The organism is Laspinema olomoucense D3b, from assembly GCF_025370785.1.
GTDB classification, from domain to species: domain Bacteria; phylum Cyanobacteriota; class Cyanobacteriia; order Cyanobacteriales; family Laspinemataceae; genus Laspinema; species Laspinema olomoucense.
The window spans coordinates 57,220-74,652 of sequence record NZ_JAMXFA010000018.1 but is presented as its reverse complement, the minus strand read 5'-3'; the positions used below and the strand labels follow the sequence as shown (position 1 = coordinate 74,652).

Genomic DNA, 17,433 nt, shown 5'->3' with positions numbered 1-17,433 from the left:
AAAAACACTCACCGACCCTGGGGCGGTATGTTAAAGTAGTGAAGAAAAATTTGATTCAGTAATGAGTTTTGCTATTTGCTTCAGAATTGCCTCCGGATCAATCCGAATCGGCTTCGTCGGCAGGTACTTCTGATGAAACTGAATCCCCTTAAACTTTTGGAGGCTTTCCATGTCGATTTATGTAGGCAATCTATCCTACGATGTCACCGAACAAGACCTAAACAGCGTTTTTGCTGAATATGGTACGGTGAAACGAGTTAACCTTCCCACGGACCGCGAAACAGGCCGTCCCCGTGGCTTTGGGTTTGTTGAAATGGACACCGATGCAGAAGAAACCGCTGCCATTGAAGCGCTTGATGGCGCTGAGTGGATGGGGCGTGATCTCAAGGTAAATAAAGCAAAACCCCGCGACGATAACAAACGCGGCGGCGGCGGCGGCGGCGGTGGTAACCGTGGTGGCGGACGTGGTGGTTACGGCGGCGGAGGCGGTGGCGGTTACAGATAATTCTCCCCAACCTAATCAATAGCATGATAGAGGGATGGTGAAAATCATCTAGCATCATTTCGCTAGGACATCTCCTCATCTGCAAACTTTGATATTAGAAACTCACCCTGGCGTGCGGGCTATCGTCAACCCTGTTAGGGCATAATACAGATAGGCCGCCATTTTTGCTGGCCTCAAGTAAAATAAGAACTGTAAAGTTCTGACTTGAGGCTATCTCACAGCCAATGGACCTCTAGTAAAAGGAGTAAGAATGACCCAAGTTTTAGTAGGAGAAAGCGAAGGCATTGAATCTGCCTTACGACGCTTTAAACGGCAAGTCTCGCGAGCGGGGATCCTCGCAGATGTTAAGTGCCGTCGCCATTTTGAAACCCCGCAGGAAAAGCGTAAACGCAAGGCCAGTGCTGCGCGACGCAAGAGACGTTATCGTTAATTAAAACGGCGATCGCCGTATATTTACTTTTGGTGTTTGCCGTCCACACTTGCTGGTCCTTAAGGAAATGTCCGGGCGCTGTGAGCGAAAGCATTGATCCTCAGCACCAAAGCCCAAAGCAGGTTGTGGGCGGCTTTATTCTGGGAACGGGTACAATCAAGGTTAGCTCCTCTGACCGCATTCCAGCAACAGGGTCGGATCTAACCCTCGCAACCCAGAGCAAAATCAGGGGAAATCAGGGCTGTCATCTTCTCATTTTTTCTGTCCTATCACTCTTCAACAAATCTGATGGATACTGATGAACTTCTCAATCGCTACAGAGAAGGAGAACGAGATTTCCCCGGCGTAGATCTGCGTCGTTGTTACCTTTATCGCGCTCATTTGCCCGACATTAACCTAGCGGGTGCTAACCTGACGGATGCTAATTTAGGTCGGGCTAATCTCAACGGGGCTAACCTCAGTGGAGCTAATTTAACCGATGCTAAATTGACTGCAACCCTCTTGAAAAAAGCGAATCTCAGTGATGCCTTACTGATTCGGGCTAATCTGATGCTGGCTCAACTCGGGCAAGCGGATTTAAACCGCGTGGATTTGCAGAGGGCCAGCTTGTGGAAAGCCAGCCTGAATAAGGCTGACTTAATGAATGCCAATCTGTCAAATTCCGATTGTTCTGGTGCGGATCTCGTCAGTACGAGCTTTGTCGGCGCCAATCTACAAGAATCGGACCTGAGCAGTGCAAACCTGATTGCCGCTGATTTTGGGGGCGCTAATTTAACCGAAGCAAATTTACTCGGGGCGAATCTCTGGAACAGCAATCTCTATGGTGCGACTCTGCGCAATACCATTCTTCCAGACGGACACCAACATTTGTGACTGGGTGGGGTTCACAGGGGCGATCGCCCTTCTGTCACGATTTCCCCATCCATAAAACACCCAAGCAATCTCCCCAATGCGATCGCCGGTCCCACAAATGCCTAAGATAGAGGAGATTTGGGGATCGGTTGGGATACAAACCCGCCCGGTATTTCTTCCACCGACCCCAATCATTGCTTTATCCAGTCGGGTTGCTCGATCGCCAAAACGAGCCGCCCGACACAATCATGGAGTCTGTGGGAGTCAACGGCATGACCGCGAACATCATCTTGTATAAATCCCTAGAAGCCCTAGCCTTGTTGCTAGGAGCGACTTCTGTCCTTTTAATCACTCGCCTCCCCGCTTGGGGACAAGGGACAGAAACAACCCCTTTGAATCTTCAATCTCTGTATCCCCCGGCAGCAGATTGGTTGCTCCCTGCAACCCCCTCCCGGGAAACCCCCCCACCCCCTCCCCTCCTAGGGCCAACCCAGTCCTCTGATTCAGCAGAGGGTTTAAAAGGCGAGGGTTTAGAACGGGGAATTTCCCAACAAAGACCAAATTCCCCGACTCAACCTCAGCGTCCAGAACTGGAAAACATTGAAGAAGAACTGGAGGAAGAACCGGATTTTGCGATCGTTCCCTTCCCTCGCTATAGCTCCATTAAAGGAATTCATGGCACCGTTGACTTGATTCTGACCAACCTGGGGGAAAATGACCAGACCCTAGATCTGCGTCTGGAAGGGGGTGAGCGCACCATTGGAGCACTTTTGCGCTATACCGACCCTTGGCTAGAGTCTGGACCCTCCGACTCGGGGTATCAAGTTCGGTTATTTAATACCCGATCGCCCGAGCCCCAGTTTCTCGAAGGCGATCGCGAAGTCAATCTCATCCATGACCACCAAGCTTGGGTCGATCGCCTCGGAGGCAGCTTCTCCTTTTACCAACCCGTCACCCCAACCGGCGTCGTTCTCTCCGCCGGAGCCAGTTATCAGCGCGTTGCCATTCGCAATTCTGCCTTTACCAGTCGCCTCTACGCCAGCGATCGCCTCGGCAATCCCCTAACCTTAAGCGAACAAGGTCTCGATACCCTCGTCACCCTCAACTTAGGGCTATTGCAGGACCGCCGAAACAGTAACGAATGGCCCACCCAAGGCTATCGCTTTCAACTGGCAACCGAACAATCCATCCCCGTTGGCAGTGCCGATCTCCTGTTTAACCGCTTAAGCGCCAGCTTTACCCAATTCGTCCCCTTTCAGAACCAAACCTTTGTCTTTAACCTCCAAGGAGGAACCATCCTCGGCGATGTCCCCCCCTATCAAGCCTTTAATCTAGGCGGCAGCGACTCCGTGCGGGGGTATCAAGATGGTGAAATCGGCACCGGACAAAGTTATATCCAAGGCACCGTAGAATATCGCTTTCCCCTCATTGAAGACTTAAATCTCCCCTATTCCTCAGCCTTAGGCGGCACCGTATTTGCTGATTTTGCCAGCGACCTCGGTTCGGCAGATTCCGTCTTTGGGGAACCCGGGGAAGTGCGAAATAAACCGGGCAAAGGGTTCGGCTTAGGTCTGGGGGTACGATTACTCACGGATTTTGGTCCCGTGCGTCTGGAATTTGCCGTGAGCGATCAACAGGACCTCAGCGCAATCTTTAAGATTGGGGAACGCTTCTAACCCAGACCCTTTCCCCAAACTTCAACTCACCCTCACCCAGGACAAATGACAAATGACAAATGACAAATGACAAACCACTCATGGACATTCATCAACTGCTAAACCGATATGCTCAAGGAGAAAGACTGTTTTCTAAGGTCAATCTCTGTGAAGCGCACCTGAGCGGGAGCAATCTCAGTCGAGCCGTTTTTCGCGATGCCAGCTTACAGGAAATTAACCTGAGTTCCGCCTATCTCCGCCGGACCGATTTTCGAGGGGCGGACCTCAAGGGAGCCGACCTGAGAGGGGCTTATTTGAAAGGGGCCGACCTGAGAGGGACGGATTTGAGATGGGCAGATATGGGTGCTACAGATATTTCTAATGCGCTCTATAATAGCCAGACTCAGTTTCCCGTGGGGTTTGATCCTAACGGGAGAAATGCTTATGCGATCGCCCCCAATGCCGATTTATCCCTCGCCTATCTTTATAAAGCGGACCTGCGCTGGACCAAGCTCACCCATACCAACCTCGCCCAAGCTTATCTCTACCGCGCTGATCTCCGTTCCGCTGACCTCCGGGGGGCGAATTTAAGTGAGGCGAACCTGCATTCGGCTCTGTGTAATCCGGATACTGGCTTTGATGAGGAGTTCGATGCCAACAGCGCCGGGGTTTACTGGATCTGCCCTCAGTCTTCCTTGGTTGATGCCGCCCTCTCCGGAGCCCGACTCAGTGGGGTGGACCTCAGCGGAGCCAATTTGAGCGGCGCGGACCTGACTCGGGCGGACCTCTCTCGCGCCAATCTGGAAAATACCAACCTCCGTGGGGCTAACTTAACGGGAGCTAATCTCCTCGGAGCTAATTTATTTGGTGCGAAGATCACCGATGCGGAGTTTGCTGAGGCTGATTTGCAAGGTGCGATCGCCCCCGATGGCAGTAGCGCTCTGATCGATCTGCAAAAACCCACACCCTAAAAAGTGTCAGTTTTAGCAATAAAAAAAAACAGAGAATTGAGATTTTATCGCTCTCAATTCTCTGTTGGCTCACAATTTCGCAGTTGCTTCGTCTGCACTCTGCGACGATCAGCCCTTAAAACTTAGAAATCGTAAAGCCTTGTGGCAGATTTGCACCGTCTAGTTGTGCCTGCTGTAAATTGGCATAGTTCACCTGAACCCCTGTGAGATCCGACGCCATCAGGTTCGCACCCATCAGGTTCGCACCCATCAGGTTCGCATCCCGCAGGTTGATCCCCGCGATATCAAAGGGATAGGGTCCGCCATCTTGAAGACTGAACTGAAGCTCGTTCTCCACAGACTGTGTGGTGTTATAAAGATTGGCTCCCACCAGTTCGGCACTCTCTAGGTTTGCACCGACTAAGTTCGCCCATTGCAAATTCGCATTCGTTAAATTCGCAATCACCATCCCCGCTAGTGTGAGGTTAGCACGTTCTAAGTCTACCTTTTCTAAATTTGCTCCATGTAGTCGAGCGGCTATCAAACTCGCCCCGCGCAATGAAGCATCCATGAGGTTCGCATTCACTAAATAGGCTTCATTCAGATTCGCGCCATCTAAGTTACTACCCTTGAGGTTCGCCCCCGCTAAGTTCGCTCCGCCTAAGTTTTGACCCGCTAGATTAACTCCGCTCAAGTCACATCCCTGACACTGGTTAGTTTCGAGCAACTGTTTCAGGTGTTCTGGGTTTTGAGCCACTGCCGGTGCTGTCATCGTGGCGGTCATCGTGATTGTGATTGTCCATGCGGCGATCGCAAATATACCTGATTTCATGCTCTTACACTCCCCATCACCTATCCTCATACTATCCATTATCAGGCATTATGGATACTTTCGCCGTGATTCTTATCGAAGACTCAATGCGATCGCGATCGTGGCTTCAGGGCGATCAATATCACAAGTCCCATGCTGAACCGAGAGCGTCTCCTTGAGTAGATTCACTCATGAACAACCGCTCACGGATCCGCTTCTCAAAAGCCCTCTGATTCAGCGGATTGCGCGTAGATGTTCCTGGACTTACGGGGGATAACAACTCAATTCGTGACATTGAACACCAAAAAACGACTGAAACCGTTAGTACAAGCTTCAGCCGTTCTCCTTTCTTAATCGTTCAGAATCGATTCAAAGGTAGCGCGTAATGAACCTATATCCGCCACGCGAGCTACTAATAAATTATGATCTCCAGCATCTTCTAACCGGCCTTTCCAATAGCCTATTTTATCCGGGTTATGCATCCAAAAGTTGATCACCGTTTGCACGACTCCATCCAAATCCCACTCTTTAGTCGGAGAAACCATTTGCACGGAATCAATAAAGGCATCCAAAGTACATTTGGGAGTTCCCAGATATTCCACTCCGACTCCTGAATCAGTGATCACTTTCTCCTGCTGTTGGTTAAAAAAATATAAAATTGGGGAAACCCCTAAAATGTCGAAGGTGTATTCCATCGCCACATCCTCCTGCTTTCTACTTTTGTTTTAATATCTCTTTGATACCAGGCTTTTTGCCAGAAAATCGTTACCTCTGTTACCAGATCTGCTTCTATTTTAAAAGTTTAGATTCAATTTGACAAATCTATTCCTCCAGGGTGCGATCGCCTGAATATCTATTAGCACTCTGGTCGGTAGAGTGCTAACAAATGGACCCTAAAACAGCCCAGGGATCGCCGATTACCGCCTAAACCTGATACTATAAATAGAACGCTAATTTACCCCTTTGTTCCGAATGAATGCGATCGCCGAATTTAAAGGTGAACTCGCCGCCATGAGTGCGGCATTATTATGGGCAGTTGTTTCCGTGGTTTACGGTTACCTCGGACAAAAAATTCCGCCGATGCTGCTCAATTTAACTAAAGGACTCGTGGCGATCGCCCTGCTGGTACTCACCCTCCTCCTGCGCGACTTCCTACTCCCTGCACTGGATTCCCCCACCTTCCTCCCCCCGCTTTCCTCTCCCTTCACTACCCTCAACCAATTCGCCTTCCCCCTGTTCCTGCTGTTCCTCAGTGGTGCAATCGGCATTAGCTTCGGGGATACCGTGTATTTTGCCGCCCTCAATCAACTCGGCGCAAGGCGCACTCTCTTAATTCACACCTTGGCACCCCCCTTCACTGCCTTACTCGCCATCCTCTTTTTAAGGGAACAACTCACCCTGATCGCCTGGGGTGGGATGCTGATCACCATTATTGGCGTTGCTTGGACAATTGCCGAACGGGTTTCCGGGACCAACAGCACCACCCGCTTGCTCCCTGGACTCACTTTGGGATTACTGGCGGCCCTTGCTCAGGCAGTGGGGGCGGTCCTCTCTCGTGCTGCCCTCGCACAAACGGCGATCGACCCCTTATGGAGTACCTTGATCCGCTTATTGGCGGGAGTCTCCCTCTTGCTCCTGTGGATGTTATGGAAACAGGGTCGCCAAGTCCTCTCGGGATTAGGGTCTCAACGTCTATTCGCGATCGTGTTCGTCACTGCTTTTTTTAGCACCTATCTCGGGATTTGGTTACAGCAGATTTCCCTAAAATTTGCTCCCGCAGGCATCGCCCAGACTCTCAGCGCCACCAGTCCAATCTTTGTTTTACCCCTGGCGATCGCCCTGGGGGAATTCGTCAGCATTCGCGCCATTCTTGGCGCCGTTGTCTCTCTTTTTGGAATCGCCCTCTTATTCCTCTGGCGCTAAGCTCACCAACATTCCCCAAAAACGCGACTTTTTTTTCTCAACCCCCTAGACGGTTCGTTTTTTTTGTGATAAGATAAAATTGATAAGGAAGAACTATTTTGCAATATATTGTAAATTGGCTGCCAAATCTCACAACTATGCAAAAAATTGGATGGGTTACCCTTGCGTTAATTTCCACCACCCTTCCTGCCCAGGCAACTGAACTCCGATGTGGTTGGCTGCACAATCCCACCCCCGCAAACTGGTGGTTAACCGATAAAGATGCAAGCTGGACTATTGGAGCGCAGGGTGGATATCAAGCACAAGGGATGGAAAATATTCCCGAGGGCCTCAGTGCCGAACAATTTGTTAGGACTAACGGTTATTATGGATACGGTTGCGCCTGTTTAGAAGTAGTCACCGATAGCGAGCGTCAAAGAATTGTTCGGATTGAAGGTGGTGAAGCCCTAGAGTTGAGCGTTTGCAGCACTGACCCAGATTTACCCGCCGTTCGGCGCTAACATTTCTCGATCTCTTGCCATCACACCTGATTGGACAGCATCCACAACCGCGATCGCATCCCTAGAAAAAGCAAACTTTGAGGCATCGGTGTCCAGAGGCAATCCGCGACTTTTTTTTCTCAACCCCCTAGACGATTCGTTTTTTTTGTGATAAGATAAAATTGATAAGGAAGAACTATCTTAAAGATAATAATTTCACGTAAATTCCCATTGTATAATAAGATCAAAAATTGTCAAGGTTGGGAAGTCCGAATTCTAACCAAAAAATCGCGACTTTTTTTCTCAACCCCCTAGACGGTTCGTTTTTTTTGTGATAAGATAAAATTGATAAGGAAGAACTACCTTAAAGATAGTAATTTCACGCAAATTTCCATTGTATAATAATATCAAAAATTGTCAAGGTTGACGAAAAAATAATTTCCCTCTTTTTTGGCGCCTTGACCCGTTTTCACCCAAGAAAACGGGCGATCGCCCCTACCGCTTAAGGGCCAGGGTCAGTCCATCGGCGATCGGCACCACACTCAACGAGATCCGTTCATCCTGGACTAACTTAGCATTTAAGGCTCGAATCGCTTCCGTACTGGCATCCTGAACCGTTGGGTCCGCGACACTACCCCCCCACAAAACATTATCAATAGCAATTAACCCGCCAACCCGAACCAGTTGCACAGCGCGTTCGTAATAGTTGTCATAGTTTTCCTTATCCGCATCAATAAAGGCAAAATCAAAAGTACCCGCCTCTCCAGATTCAAGGAGGCGATCGAGAGTCTCCAATGCCGGGGCGATGCGCAAATCAATTTTATCCGCCACACCTGCGGCCTGCCAATAGGGGCGTGCCACTGCCGTATAATCTGCGCTAATATCGCAAGCGACAATTTTACCCTGTGGCGGGAGAGCCAAAGCCACCGCCAAGCTGCTGTAGCCCGTAAAAACCCCGACTTCTAGGGTTTTAGTGGCTCCCAGTAATTGCACCAACAGGGCCATAAATTGACCTTGTTCCGGTGCAATTTGCATTTGCGAACGGGGATGAGCGGCGGTTTCCTCTCGTAAAGAGCGTAGAATATCCGATTCGCGCCCAGAAATCGATAGGAAATAGGAGTGGAGGCGATCGTCTAATCCCAAGGTTTTTTTGGTCATGGTTACAGGGGTTAAGGATGGAGTGTAATAACAGGAATAGATCTATAGTAGAGACTAAAAGGGGAGGTTAACATGAGTGGCATCCACATTAAAGCAATGTTGAGAGCGATCGCCCTGACCCTTTTAATCGGGTTATTGAGTGGCTGTAGCATTAATTTAAGTATCACCGGATTTCAGCCGACACGAGAAGTAGTGCAAGAGGCGATCGCCTTGGAACTGAGTCAAAACAAAGCCGAACTGCGCCAGCATCTGACTCAGCATGGGCAATCAGGGGAACCCCTGCCTAAGTATGAAGTGAATCGCGTGGAGATTTGGGAACAAGACCCTTTGAAAATTGATGGACTGCTGGCTTACCATGTCCAAGGCACTTATAACCTGACCATCCAACTCCCCGAAAAACGAGTCACCGATCGCAAAAATAACTTTGACCTCTATTTGCAACGGCAGGCAGAAGGGAAAACCTGGCGGATTGCCAAACCCCTTGGCACCGATGAAGCAAAGCACCAAACTTGGGCGACTTATTTGATTAAGCCCCCAGGTTATATGTAAAAAAACGCCGATGTAAACTGCCTATAAATTGTGGATCCATTGGCATAAATCCCAGTGGAATTGCAGCTTGAGCGGGTCCGGTTGAAATTCCGGGGCGATCGCCTCCCGCAGGCGTTTGCCGTGGTATTCAGCATAACTGGTTTCCCGGACTTCGGGAGAAAACAGCACCCTCAGAGATTTGGGTTCGATCACCAGCAAATGCAAGTCAAACAGCGTATGAAGATCCGATCGCAACAGTAACCCCGAAGACGGATGGGTGGAAGGATTGCGGTCCTGATATTTCAGGTAAACCGCTTCTAAAACAGGTTCGGCATTGCACCCCGTCACAGCACAACAGCCCTTGTATGCAGCGAGGAGATTTTGCCGGAATTCCCCAGGACCGCGCCGATGAAAAATGGCGATACTCGGGCTGTAAAGATACCTGTGCTTCACCAGGGGGATCCCCTCTTCTGACTGGGACAGAATCCCCGGACCCGGCGAGTGCAAACCCTTGCCATTTTCCGGTGGTAAGGGAGGAATTAGCACAGGTAAGGGGTCGGGAGTCGGAGGGAACTCAGCCTCTGGGGATTTTAGAGGCGATCGCCTTGCCTCTGGAGAAGGCAATCCTTCCGGGGAACCCCCAACGGGACCCCCGGATGAAGATAAGCGCGAGGTAGTCGAGTAACCATTAGCAATATCCAGTAAATCTTGTTTCGTTTGAGTCGTCCTCGGTTCAACCGGGGAAATCGGGGCAATCTGTGCCGGTTGCCGAGAGTCAGGAAGCGAACCATTCGGCAGCACCACTTGTTGTAAGCTATCCCCATTCGGCAACCTGGCCCCTTTCAAGTTGGCCCCCTTAAAAGAAACACCCAGCATATTCTCGATCGCCGGTAATTTAGCCTCGCTCAGATTTGCCCCCTCGAAATTGCTGCCAAACAACTTAGCATCGGTCAAATTAGCCCGTTGCAGAGAAGCTTGGTTGAGATTGGCCCTGGTCAAATTGGCCCCCATCAGGTTCGCCTGTTCCAGGGTCGCCCCTTGGAAATTAGCCCCTTCCAGATTCGCCCCCGTCAGATTCGCCCGGGTGAGGTTAGCTTCTTGCAGCTTCCCCCGTTGAATATCGGAATCGGATAAATCCGCATCCTGGAGCATTGCCACCCGCAAATCCACCCCATTTAGGTTCGCCTTGTCCAGATTGGCATCTTGAAACTTTGCCAAACGCAGACAAGCATCGCGGAGATTGGCAAACGAGAGATTTCCCTTAATCACCGTCGCCCCTTGAAGATTGGCTTCACTCAAGTCCGCCCATTGTAAACAAGCCCCTTTCAGATTCGCCTCTTTCAGGTTGGCTTGGTGCAAAACTGCATCAGACAGGTTCGCTTTTTGGAGGTCCGCCCAAGACAAATTGGCTCCTTTGAGATTCGCCCCTTGGAGTTCCCCCCAGCGAATATAGGCCCCCTGAAGATCCGCTTCTTGAAGATTAATCCGCTTGAATTCTAAGCCACTAAAATCCGCATTTCTAAAGTTTCTACGCCCCTCTGCATAAAAGTGTATGACATCTTTTAAGCTGATTTTATCCCCCATAGCAGCCAGTCTCCCTTCTTCGTTCTCATTATGAATTGTTTTGAAGGAAATGTTGAGGATCAGTCCTGATTTGTAGACGGGGATAGGGCGTGCACGGATGAGAGTCGGGTTGGGAATGGCCCGGTTACTCTCATCCGAGGGGGTGTAGAGTTGAGGGTTTGGAGTGGGCTTACAACAAACCCGACGATTCATACAGTCGTCGCAACAGGGCCAAAATTTTCTGACCATACTGGAGATCGGCGGCCCAGCGACCACTGAGTTGTGCCAGTAAAGGGGCGATGCCACGGGCCACAAAGCGAAAGCGCGGATCAACCTGTTCCATGACCAGGGGTTCAATACTCGCGTAAGCTTTCAAATGTTGGATATGGGCGCGGACCCCAATCCGAGCGCTGGGGAAAGAAGCGGCAGTATTGCCCCCACCCAGGGAACCCAATCCCGCAAAATTGTTTTGGGTAGGTTGGATTTCCCCATTAAAGCGCAGAAAGTTCGTTTCCAAACACATTTGACAGAAGGCGATATCGTAATTGATGCCTTCGATCGCCGCTTCTTCCCGATAGAGTTTAGGAAGGTCTGGGAACTGGACGATCGCCTGGGGATTGTTGCCTTTGAGAAAGACAATCAGTTGCACTTCTGAGGTGTTGCCATGTCCCATAATGCGATCGAGATAGCCCGGACAAATTTGTAAAATTGAGCGCAACAGCACCGTGCGCGTTCCCCCATCCCACGACACCGAAATATCATGTTCCCGCAACTCAATCGCCCGGACATATACAATATTGCGATAGGTTACCCGCCGAATGGTTGCATTAGTGGACAGGTTCACTTTAAAACTATCCGCAACATCAATGGGAATATAAGCATTCCCATTAATAATCACCCCCTGCTCGCCATAGATCTGCCCATTAATATTGATACTAATCGGGGGATAAGTCGGTGGCACCGGGGTGGAAGTCCCTGGAGGCAAAGGCTCAGGAAGCGGGGTCCCGGCAGCCCAAGCTACTAGCCCTTCAGCAATGCCGACTGCAAAGTCTCGACGACGATTTTGGAGTAAAGAGCGGTCCTCGGGGTTGGTGAGAAAGCAAACCTCCATCAGCAAAGAGGGGGTAATCACCCAGCGATTGAACGGTAAATTGCCCAGAGTCGTTGCCGTATCCGGTTTCACTCCCCGATTCGGAAGTTGGGGAACCCGCCGGAGTAAACTTAGCAGCAGTTGTTCGGCATTTTGCTTACGTTGGTCATTGTTGGCAATGTAGTAGACGCTGGCTCCACGGCCCGTCGGGTTAGCAAAGGCATTGGCCTGGATTTCCAGGGCCACATCAGAAGACCGAGCGCGGCTGTTAATCCAGGAGATAGACTGACTCATGCTCAGGTTATCGGGAACCGTTAAGACTTCTACCCCTGGGCGCGATCGCAACTCCGCCACAATTAAATCCCGCAGGAGAATCATTTCCTGCGCTTCCGTCGTTCCCCCGGCGATCACCCCAGGATCGAGTGCGCCATTCTCATAACCCCCGTGACCGGCTGAAATAAAAATTCTGCCCATATTTCTAATTTAATCCTGTGCACCTGTTTCCATCTATCTTCATCAACTCCGGTAACCAATCGGTGATACTAGCACTATCAAAGCAAGTTAATATTGGGTTTTTCGGGAGGGAGTTCCTTAAAAAGCTATCTCCAGCCCTCTGCCGCCGGATTTGTGGTAACAGTAGCATTCAGACTCAAATGATAAATTGCAGAGAAATCACGGATGCCATAGGGGTTCCCCAGGGTGTAACCTGGATCAAAAGGACTCAGCCCCACAGGGGGTGTCGTAGAAAACATCCTGATCCGCTTGGGATCAGCAGAGTCGGTCTATCATTGGTGGATAAAATGGCAGCTCGGTTTGCAGATAAAGCGAGGAACAGTTGAGAGACTCAAGAGGCAGTGGATCAAGTGCATGAACGATCCCGAAGACCGGATCTCAATGCACCCTTCCCGGCCACAAGGCCCCGGAAAATTACTGCCCCTAACCGACTCAACCTGTCCCTGTTAGATCTCGTCACGAGGAAAAGTATTGCAAACATGGCTGAGTCTTTTACTATACACCTGAGTTCACCCGTTCTGAGGCCCGAATCCCCGGCTCGATTCATGCAAGAGTTCCACCGCGCTGATTTAGGGAGACAAATTGCCCAAATCCTCCTGACGCAAACCGAGACCGGGAGCGTGTTGCGCGGCATTCTGGAGTGGGTTGGCTCTTTATTCCCCGCCGATTGTTGTGTGATGGTGGTTCGAGACCCCCAAGACCCAGGTCTACAGACCCACATTTGGCAATCCCCAGGCCCAAATGCCCCATTCTTGCCCGAGGAATTGGCAACTCTGCAAGGAGTAAATTGGTTAGAAATCCTGGCCGGTGCAAACCTGGTGGCGATTTCTGATACCCAGAGGGCATGGACAGAGGTCTTCGGGGGTGAGGCCGGGTGGGGGGTGCCAGTACGGAGAGTCTTGGGCATCACCACCCGATTCCAGGGAGAGATTAACGGAGCCATTATTGTGATGCGTGGATGTCTTCGAGTCGGGTTGGAACGAAAGAAGCCCTCAGATGGGAGGACCCGGGTGGAAAATTTGCAGCAATCCCAGGGGTCATATTGGACCTCAATGGAAATGATGAACCTAACGGCCCTGTCCGAACAAGTGGCGATCGCCTTCAATCAGGTCCTTCAGACTCAGGCAGTCGGATCCTTAGAACAACAGGTTCGCCAAAAAGAAAAATATCAAACCCTGATCCACGAGCTCACGATCGCAATTCATCGCGGGGCCGATATTGAACGAATACTTCAGATGGCAATCCCTAGTCTGGCTGAAACGTTGCAAGCCGATCGCGGTCGCATTCTGCTCTTAAAATATGCCGACCCCCTGTTTAAACCGGGCGTCCAGCCCAGCAACCGGATCCCCGCTTCCCGAGAGGGTGATTCCGAACGGCCCCCGGATTCGGCAGCCTCACGCATTCCTAAAGCCAAAGTAACGGTTGTCTCTGACAGTATCCCCCACGCCCAAGAGGATTTGGAGTCTTTCACCCCCCTTGGAGAGGGCCAGTCCTCCGGTCCCCCATGCGATCGCTCGTTTTGGTTGTCCGAATGTTACTGGTGTCAGCAAGCCTTTTTAGCCGCCCCCAGTTCCTTGGCGATCGCCGATCGCCGTACCCTCCTCGCCCTCAATCCTGAGATCGGCACCTCCCCGATCTTCTCTCCCGAATCTATGCCAGCCCTCCTCACCTTTCCCTTGGTCGGGATTACCAGTGCCGGATCCGGCCCAGGCAAGGTTTTGGGCTTTCTTGTCCTAGAACACAGTACACCCCGTCAGTGGCAAGTGGAGGAACTCCGTCTCGTCGAATTAGTAGCGGCCCAATTGAGCACCGCTATCCTCCACCGACAAACTATGCAGCAAGTTCAGGCATTGGTCGAAGAACGCACGGCTCAATTACAGCGCTCTTTGGACGTTCAAGCCAAACTCTACGAAAAAACCCGTCAGCAAATTGACCAACTGCGCCAATTAAACCAACTCAAGGATGAATTCCTCACCACTCTCTCCCACGAACTCAATACCCCCCTCACTAGCATGAAGGTGGCAATCCAGATGTTGCGGCAACCGGGAATTACTCCCGATCGCCAAACCCGCTATCTGGATATCCTAGAGTCCGAATGGCGCAGAGAAAGCAATTTAGTCCGCGATTTGCTCAAACTTCAGGAGTATGAGTCCAATCAAGCCACCATTCATGTCCAAAACCTGGACCTGAAACTCGTCCTCACCGAAATTGCTAACTCGTTTCAGGACAAATTTGAGGAAAAGGGATTAAATCTCACCTTGGACTTGCCTAAACGCGCCCCCAAAGCCCTTGGTAAGAAATTTTTTAAACTCAACACGGACGCCGAAAGTTTTGAGCGGATCCTGCACGAACTGCTCACCAATGCGGGCAAATATTCTGACCCCGGGACGACGGTTTATTTACGAGCGTCTCACCAAATTGATTTACAACAAAACCAAGTGATCGTGACGTTAACTAATACGGGTGCAGGCATCTCTCCCGAGGACCTCCCTCATATTTTTGAAAAGTTTCGCCGGGGTCAAGGGGTCACCCAACAGGCGATCGGCGGGACTGGCTTAGGTTTGGCCCTGGTGAAATGTTTGGTTCAACATCTCAATGGCTCGATTGCTGTCTCCAGTACCCCCATCCAAAACTCTACAGCTTGGGAAACCTGCTTTACCCTGACCTTACCTCAGTTGGTGGACAATGCCCTGGGTTAGTTGTGAGGGGAGAAACCTCTTGGAAGGCCCTCTCCTCTTAGGGGAGGGGTGGGAAGGGGGTTAGGTCTCTTTCCCCCCTCGGTGGCACTCCCCCTGGCCCGATTTCATGTTTTAATGAAAGACAGTAGGGTGGGCGATCGCCATCCGATGGCCTAGATCGTACAATTTGAGGTAAAGAACTTGTCGCTTGTTCGGGGTGAATTCACATCGCTTGACCGAAAAATGGTGGTAAAGACGGCACCGAAACCACTCCGGTGGCAACGCTCTAACTATTCTTTGCTAGGGCGTCAGCTTGATATTTTTAGCTCGGCAGCCCAGTTCATGTTCTATTTGTGGTGGGATGACAAGGTGGCTGGTAAGACCTCCCATCACCGCTATCGGCGGGCCGAATGGTTAGTGGGAACCCTCCTGGATTTAGGCCCGACTTTTATTAAAATCGGTCAGGCCCTCTCTACCCGGGCCGATATTCTCCCCAAAGAATACGTTAAAGCATTGGCAACCTTGCAGGATCAGGTCCCGGAATTTAGTTCCCTTGAGGCGATCGCCGTCATTGAGTCCGAACTCGGCAACTCCCTTTACTCCCTCTTTCGCGATTTTGATGAATTCCCCATCGCTGCTGCAAGTCTGGGTCAAGTCCACAAAGCTCGCCTCCATAGTGGGGAAGATGTGGTCATCAAGGTCCAGCGTCCGGGGTTAGAAAAATTATTTCAACTCGATTTTCAAGCATTGCAAGACCTCGTGAAAATTTGCAATCGCTTTTTCCCCTGGACTCGCAAATACGAACTCCAAGAAATTTATCAGGAGTTTGTTAATTTTTTATCTCAAGAAATCGATTACGTTCAAGAAGGCAAAAACGCCGATCGCTTCCGCGACAATTTTAAAGATTACTCTAATATCATCGTTCCTAAAATCTATTGGCGCTACACGAGTCGTAAGGTTTTAGCGATGGAATATTTACCGGGCATCAAAATTAACGATCGCCAAACTTTAGAATCCTGTGGCATCGATGTCCAGCAAGTCAATGTCCTAGGAATTTGCTGCTATCTCAAACAATTGCTAGAAGATGGATTCTTTCAGGCTGACCCCCATCCGGGGAATATGGCAGTCAATCAGGAAGGCAGTATCATCTTTTACGATTTTGGCATGATGGCGGAAATGAAGTCTCTGGCCAAAGACCAGATGATCCGCACCTTCTTTGCCGTTTTAAGAAAAGATACAGAAGCGGTTCTCAATAGCTTAATTGAGATGGGATTAGTCGTGCCGGTTCCGGATATGAAACCCGTGCGCCGCATGATTACCTTTTTATTAGAAAATTTCACGGAAAAGCCCTTAGAAATTAGGGCATTACGGGAACTGCGAAGCGAGTTGTATGCGATGTTTCAGCAGCAACCCTTTCGCTTACCGGCCCAAATGACGTTTATTCTCAAATCCCTCACTACCCTCGATGGAATTGCCCGGACTTTAGACCCTCAATATAATCCCGTTGCCTGTGCTAAACCGTTCATCCGCAGGGTAACAATGGCCCGAGGTAAAACCAGTCTGATTAGTGGCCTAACTCAACAGGCGCGAGAGTTTGTTAAATATCGATTACAACAACCCAGGCAAGGGGAAATTATCCGCCGGATGGAACAACGGATTGAACGGGGGGAGTTGGAATTTCGCGTACGTTCCTTGGAAAGCGATCGCCTCCTGAAACGGCTGAATTTAGGGATTAAAAGTTTGATTTATGCTTGCGTCAGTGGCTTTTTTCTGGTGGCGGGTGCAGTGCTGTGGATTGGGACCTATCCAGGCGGGGCGATCGCCTTCTTTACCCTCTCCGGTTTCACGTTTCTGATTTTCCTGCGCTCTTTACTCAATCTATCGGTTCAGGAAAAGTTGGATAACCTCTCGGAATAATCCCAGGGATTACCGCTGATTTTCCCCCAGGGTTCAATCAGGGGACTTAACCTGATTGCATTAAAAAAGGCAGCTCCTTTTGAGCTGCCTTTTTTATGAATCCTGCCGAACTGCGGTATAATACCCCCAGGGGAATTCGAATCCCCGTCGCCTCCGTGAAAGGGAGGTGTCCTAGGCCTCTAGACGATGGGGGCAGGTGTTTCGTGCTTTGTTGAGGTCGTCTTTCGCGGTTGTTTTTCGCTTGCCCTCAGCACCTTTTATATATTAACCAGGTAGCCTAGTATTGTCAACCCCTTTTTCAAAAAAATTTTAGAAATTTTAGTCGGATTGCTGAAAGTCATGCCTAGCAAGGATTTAAGCGCTTAAAAATTATTGATGTAG

15 protein-coding genes and 1 tRNA gene are annotated in these 17,433 nt (G+C 50.2%); 10 read left to right on the top strand and 6 right to left on the bottom strand.

Going from position 1 to position 17,433, the window contains the following annotated elements; translation table 11 throughout:
- The first annotated feature begins 169 nt into the window (after positions 1-169).
- The 5 genes from rbp to NG792_RS15115 all read left to right on the top strand — a co-directional run bounded on the left by rbp (position 170) and on the right by NG792_RS15115 (position 4,413).
- Positions 170-505: an RNA-binding regulator gene (rbp, locus tag NG792_RS15135; RefSeq protein WP_261201333.1), complete on the top strand. Its 336-nt coding sequence runs from the start codon at positions 170-172 to the stop codon at positions 503-505.
- Positions 506-755: 250 nt separating this feature from the next.
- Complete coding sequence (gene rpsU, locus NG792_RS15130; protein ID WP_015146781.1) at positions 756-935, top strand: 30S ribosomal protein S21; 180 nt, start codon at positions 756-758, stop codon at positions 933-935.
- Between the two features lie 288 nt (positions 936-1,223).
- Positions 1,224-1,808: a pentapeptide repeat-containing protein gene (locus tag NG792_RS15125; protein ID WP_261201332.1), complete on the top strand. Its 585-nt coding sequence runs from the start codon at positions 1,224-1,226 to the stop codon at positions 1,806-1,808.
- Positions 1,809-1,936: 128 nt separating this feature from the next.
- Complete coding sequence (locus NG792_RS15120) at positions 1,937-3,463, top strand: BamA/TamA family outer membrane protein (protein ID WP_261235918.1); 1,527 nt, start codon at positions 1,937-1,939, stop codon at positions 3,461-3,463.
- A 59-nt stretch (positions 3,464-3,522) separates the two neighbouring features.
- On the top strand, positions 3,523-4,413 hold the full coding sequence (locus NG792_RS15115; protein WP_261201330.1) for a pentapeptide repeat-containing protein: 891 nt from the start codon (positions 3,523-3,525) through the stop codon (positions 4,411-4,413).
- 115 nt (positions 4,414-4,528) lie between these two features.
- On the opposite strand, the gene NG792_RS15110 is transcribed toward NG792_RS15115, so the two are convergent.
- A complete protein-coding gene (locus NG792_RS15110; protein WP_261235917.1) occupies positions 4,529-5,224 on the bottom strand; it encodes a pentapeptide repeat-containing protein in 696 nt (231 codons plus the stop codon).
- Positions 5,225-5,553: 329 nt separating this feature from the next.
- Positions 5,554-5,898, bottom strand: a complete 345-nt coding sequence (locus tag NG792_RS15105) for a hypothetical protein (RefSeq protein ID WP_261201328.1) — start codon at positions 5,896-5,898, stop codon at positions 5,554-5,556.
- Between the two features lie 277 nt (positions 5,899-6,175).
- Here NG792_RS15105 and NG792_RS15100 point away from each other — a divergent pair, with 277 nt between their 5' ends.
- Both NG792_RS15100 and NG792_RS15095 read left to right on the top strand, forming a co-directional pair.
- Positions 6,176-7,126, top strand: a complete 951-nt coding sequence (locus NG792_RS15100) for an EamA family transporter (protein WP_261201337.1) — start codon at positions 6,176-6,178, stop codon at positions 7,124-7,126.
- 98 nt (positions 7,127-7,224) lie between these two features.
- Positions 7,225-7,626: a DUF4087 domain-containing protein gene (locus tag NG792_RS15095; protein ID WP_261235916.1), complete on the top strand. Its 402-nt coding sequence runs from the start codon at positions 7,225-7,227 to the stop codon at positions 7,624-7,626.
- A gap of 474 nt (positions 7,627-8,100) precedes the next feature.
- On the opposite strand, the gene NG792_RS15090 is transcribed toward NG792_RS15095, so the two are convergent.
- Positions 8,101-8,763, bottom strand: a complete 663-nt coding sequence (locus NG792_RS15090) for a class I SAM-dependent methyltransferase (RefSeq protein WP_261201325.1) — start codon at positions 8,761-8,763, stop codon at positions 8,101-8,103.
- Between the two features lie 72 nt (positions 8,764-8,835).
- Here NG792_RS15090 and NG792_RS15085 point away from each other — a divergent pair, with 72 nt between their 5' ends.
- Positions 8,836-9,312 carry a hypothetical protein gene (locus tag NG792_RS15085; RefSeq protein WP_261201324.1) on the top strand — a complete coding sequence of 159 codons (477 nt, stop codon included), beginning with the start codon at positions 8,836-8,838 and terminating at the stop codon, positions 9,310-9,312.
- A 21-nt stretch (positions 9,313-9,333) separates the two neighbouring features.
- Here NG792_RS15085 and NG792_RS15080 read toward each other — a convergent pair whose 3' ends face one another.
- Together NG792_RS15080 and tftA are read right to left on the bottom strand one after the other, a co-directional pair.
- A complete protein-coding gene (locus NG792_RS15080) occupies positions 9,334-11,067 on the bottom strand; it encodes a pentapeptide repeat-containing protein (protein ID WP_261235915.1) in 1,734 nt (577 codons plus the stop codon).
- The gene (gene tftA, locus NG792_RS15075) at positions 11,045-12,418 is read right to left on the bottom strand and encodes a hormogonium tapered terminus morphoprotein TftA (protein ID WP_261201322.1); all 1,374 of its coding nucleotides are present in this window, start codon (positions 12,416-12,418) and stop codon (positions 11,045-11,047) included. The genes NG792_RS15080 and tftA overlap by 23 nt, the downstream gene beginning before the upstream one ends.
- Before the next feature lie 518 nt (positions 12,419-12,936).
- Here tftA and NG792_RS15070 point away from each other — a divergent pair.
- Together NG792_RS15070 and NG792_RS15065 are read left to right on the top strand one after the other, a co-directional pair.
- A complete protein-coding gene (locus tag NG792_RS15070; RefSeq protein WP_261235914.1) occupies positions 12,937-15,156 on the top strand; it encodes a GAF domain-containing sensor histidine kinase in 2,220 nt (739 codons plus the stop codon).
- A 222-nt stretch (positions 15,157-15,378) separates the two neighbouring features.
- Positions 15,379-17,052 carry an ABC1 kinase family protein gene (locus NG792_RS15065; RefSeq protein WP_261235913.1) on the top strand — a complete coding sequence of 558 codons (1,674 nt, stop codon included), beginning with the start codon at positions 15,379-15,381 and terminating at the stop codon, positions 17,050-17,052.
- Between the two features lie 121 nt (positions 17,053-17,173).
- Here the strand turns inward: NG792_RS15065 and NG792_RS15060 are convergent.
- Positions 17,174-17,246, bottom strand: a tRNA-Glu gene (locus tag NG792_RS15060).
- Between the last annotated feature and the right edge of the window lie 187 nt (positions 17,247-17,433).

Excerpts from the sequence above, each read along its gene's own strand:
- NG792_RS15065 (WP_261235913.1), top strand. The coding sequence starts at position 15,379 with ATGGTGGTAAAGACGGCACCGAAACCACTCCGGTGGCAACGCTCTAAC.
- NG792_RS15110 (WP_261235917.1), bottom strand. The coding sequence starts at position 5,224 with ATGAAATCAGGTATATTTGCGATCGCCGCATGGACAATCACAATCACG.
- NG792_RS15085 (WP_261201324.1), top strand. The coding sequence starts at position 8,836 with ATGAGTGGCATCCACATTAAAGCAATGTTGAGAGCGATCGCCCTGACC.
- NG792_RS15090 (WP_261201325.1), bottom strand. The coding sequence starts at position 8,763 with ATGACCAAAAAAACCTTGGGATTAGACGATCGCCTCCACTCCTATTTC.
- NG792_RS15105 (WP_261201328.1), bottom strand. The coding sequence starts at position 5,898 with ATGGAATACACCTTCGACATTTTAGGGGTTTCCCCAATTTTATATTTT.
- NG792_RS15115 (WP_261201330.1), top strand. The coding sequence starts at position 3,523 with ATGACAAATGACAAACCACTCATGGACATTCATCAACTGCTAAACCGA.
- NG792_RS15070 (WP_261235914.1), top strand. The coding sequence starts at position 12,937 with ATGGCTGAGTCTTTTACTATACACCTGAGTTCACCCGTTCTGAGGCCC.
- tftA (WP_261201322.1), bottom strand. The coding sequence starts at position 12,418 with ATGGGCAGAATTTTTATTTCAGCCGGTCACGGGGGTTATGAGAATGGC.
- NG792_RS15125 (WP_261201332.1), top strand. The coding sequence starts at position 1,224 with ATGGATACTGATGAACTTCTCAATCGCTACAGAGAAGGAGAACGAGAT.
- rbp (WP_261201333.1), top strand. The coding sequence starts at position 170 with ATGTCGATTTATGTAGGCAATCTATCCTACGATGTCACCGAACAAGAC.
- NG792_RS15080 (WP_261235915.1), bottom strand. The coding sequence starts at position 11,067 with ATGAATCGTCGGGTTTGTTGTAAGCCCACTCCAAACCCTCAACTCTAC.
- rpsU (WP_015146781.1), top strand. The coding sequence starts at position 756 with ATGACCCAAGTTTTAGTAGGAGAAAGCGAAGGCATTGAATCTGCCTTA.
- NG792_RS15100 (WP_261201337.1), top strand. The coding sequence starts at position 6,176 with ATGAATGCGATCGCCGAATTTAAAGGTGAACTCGCCGCCATGAGTGCG.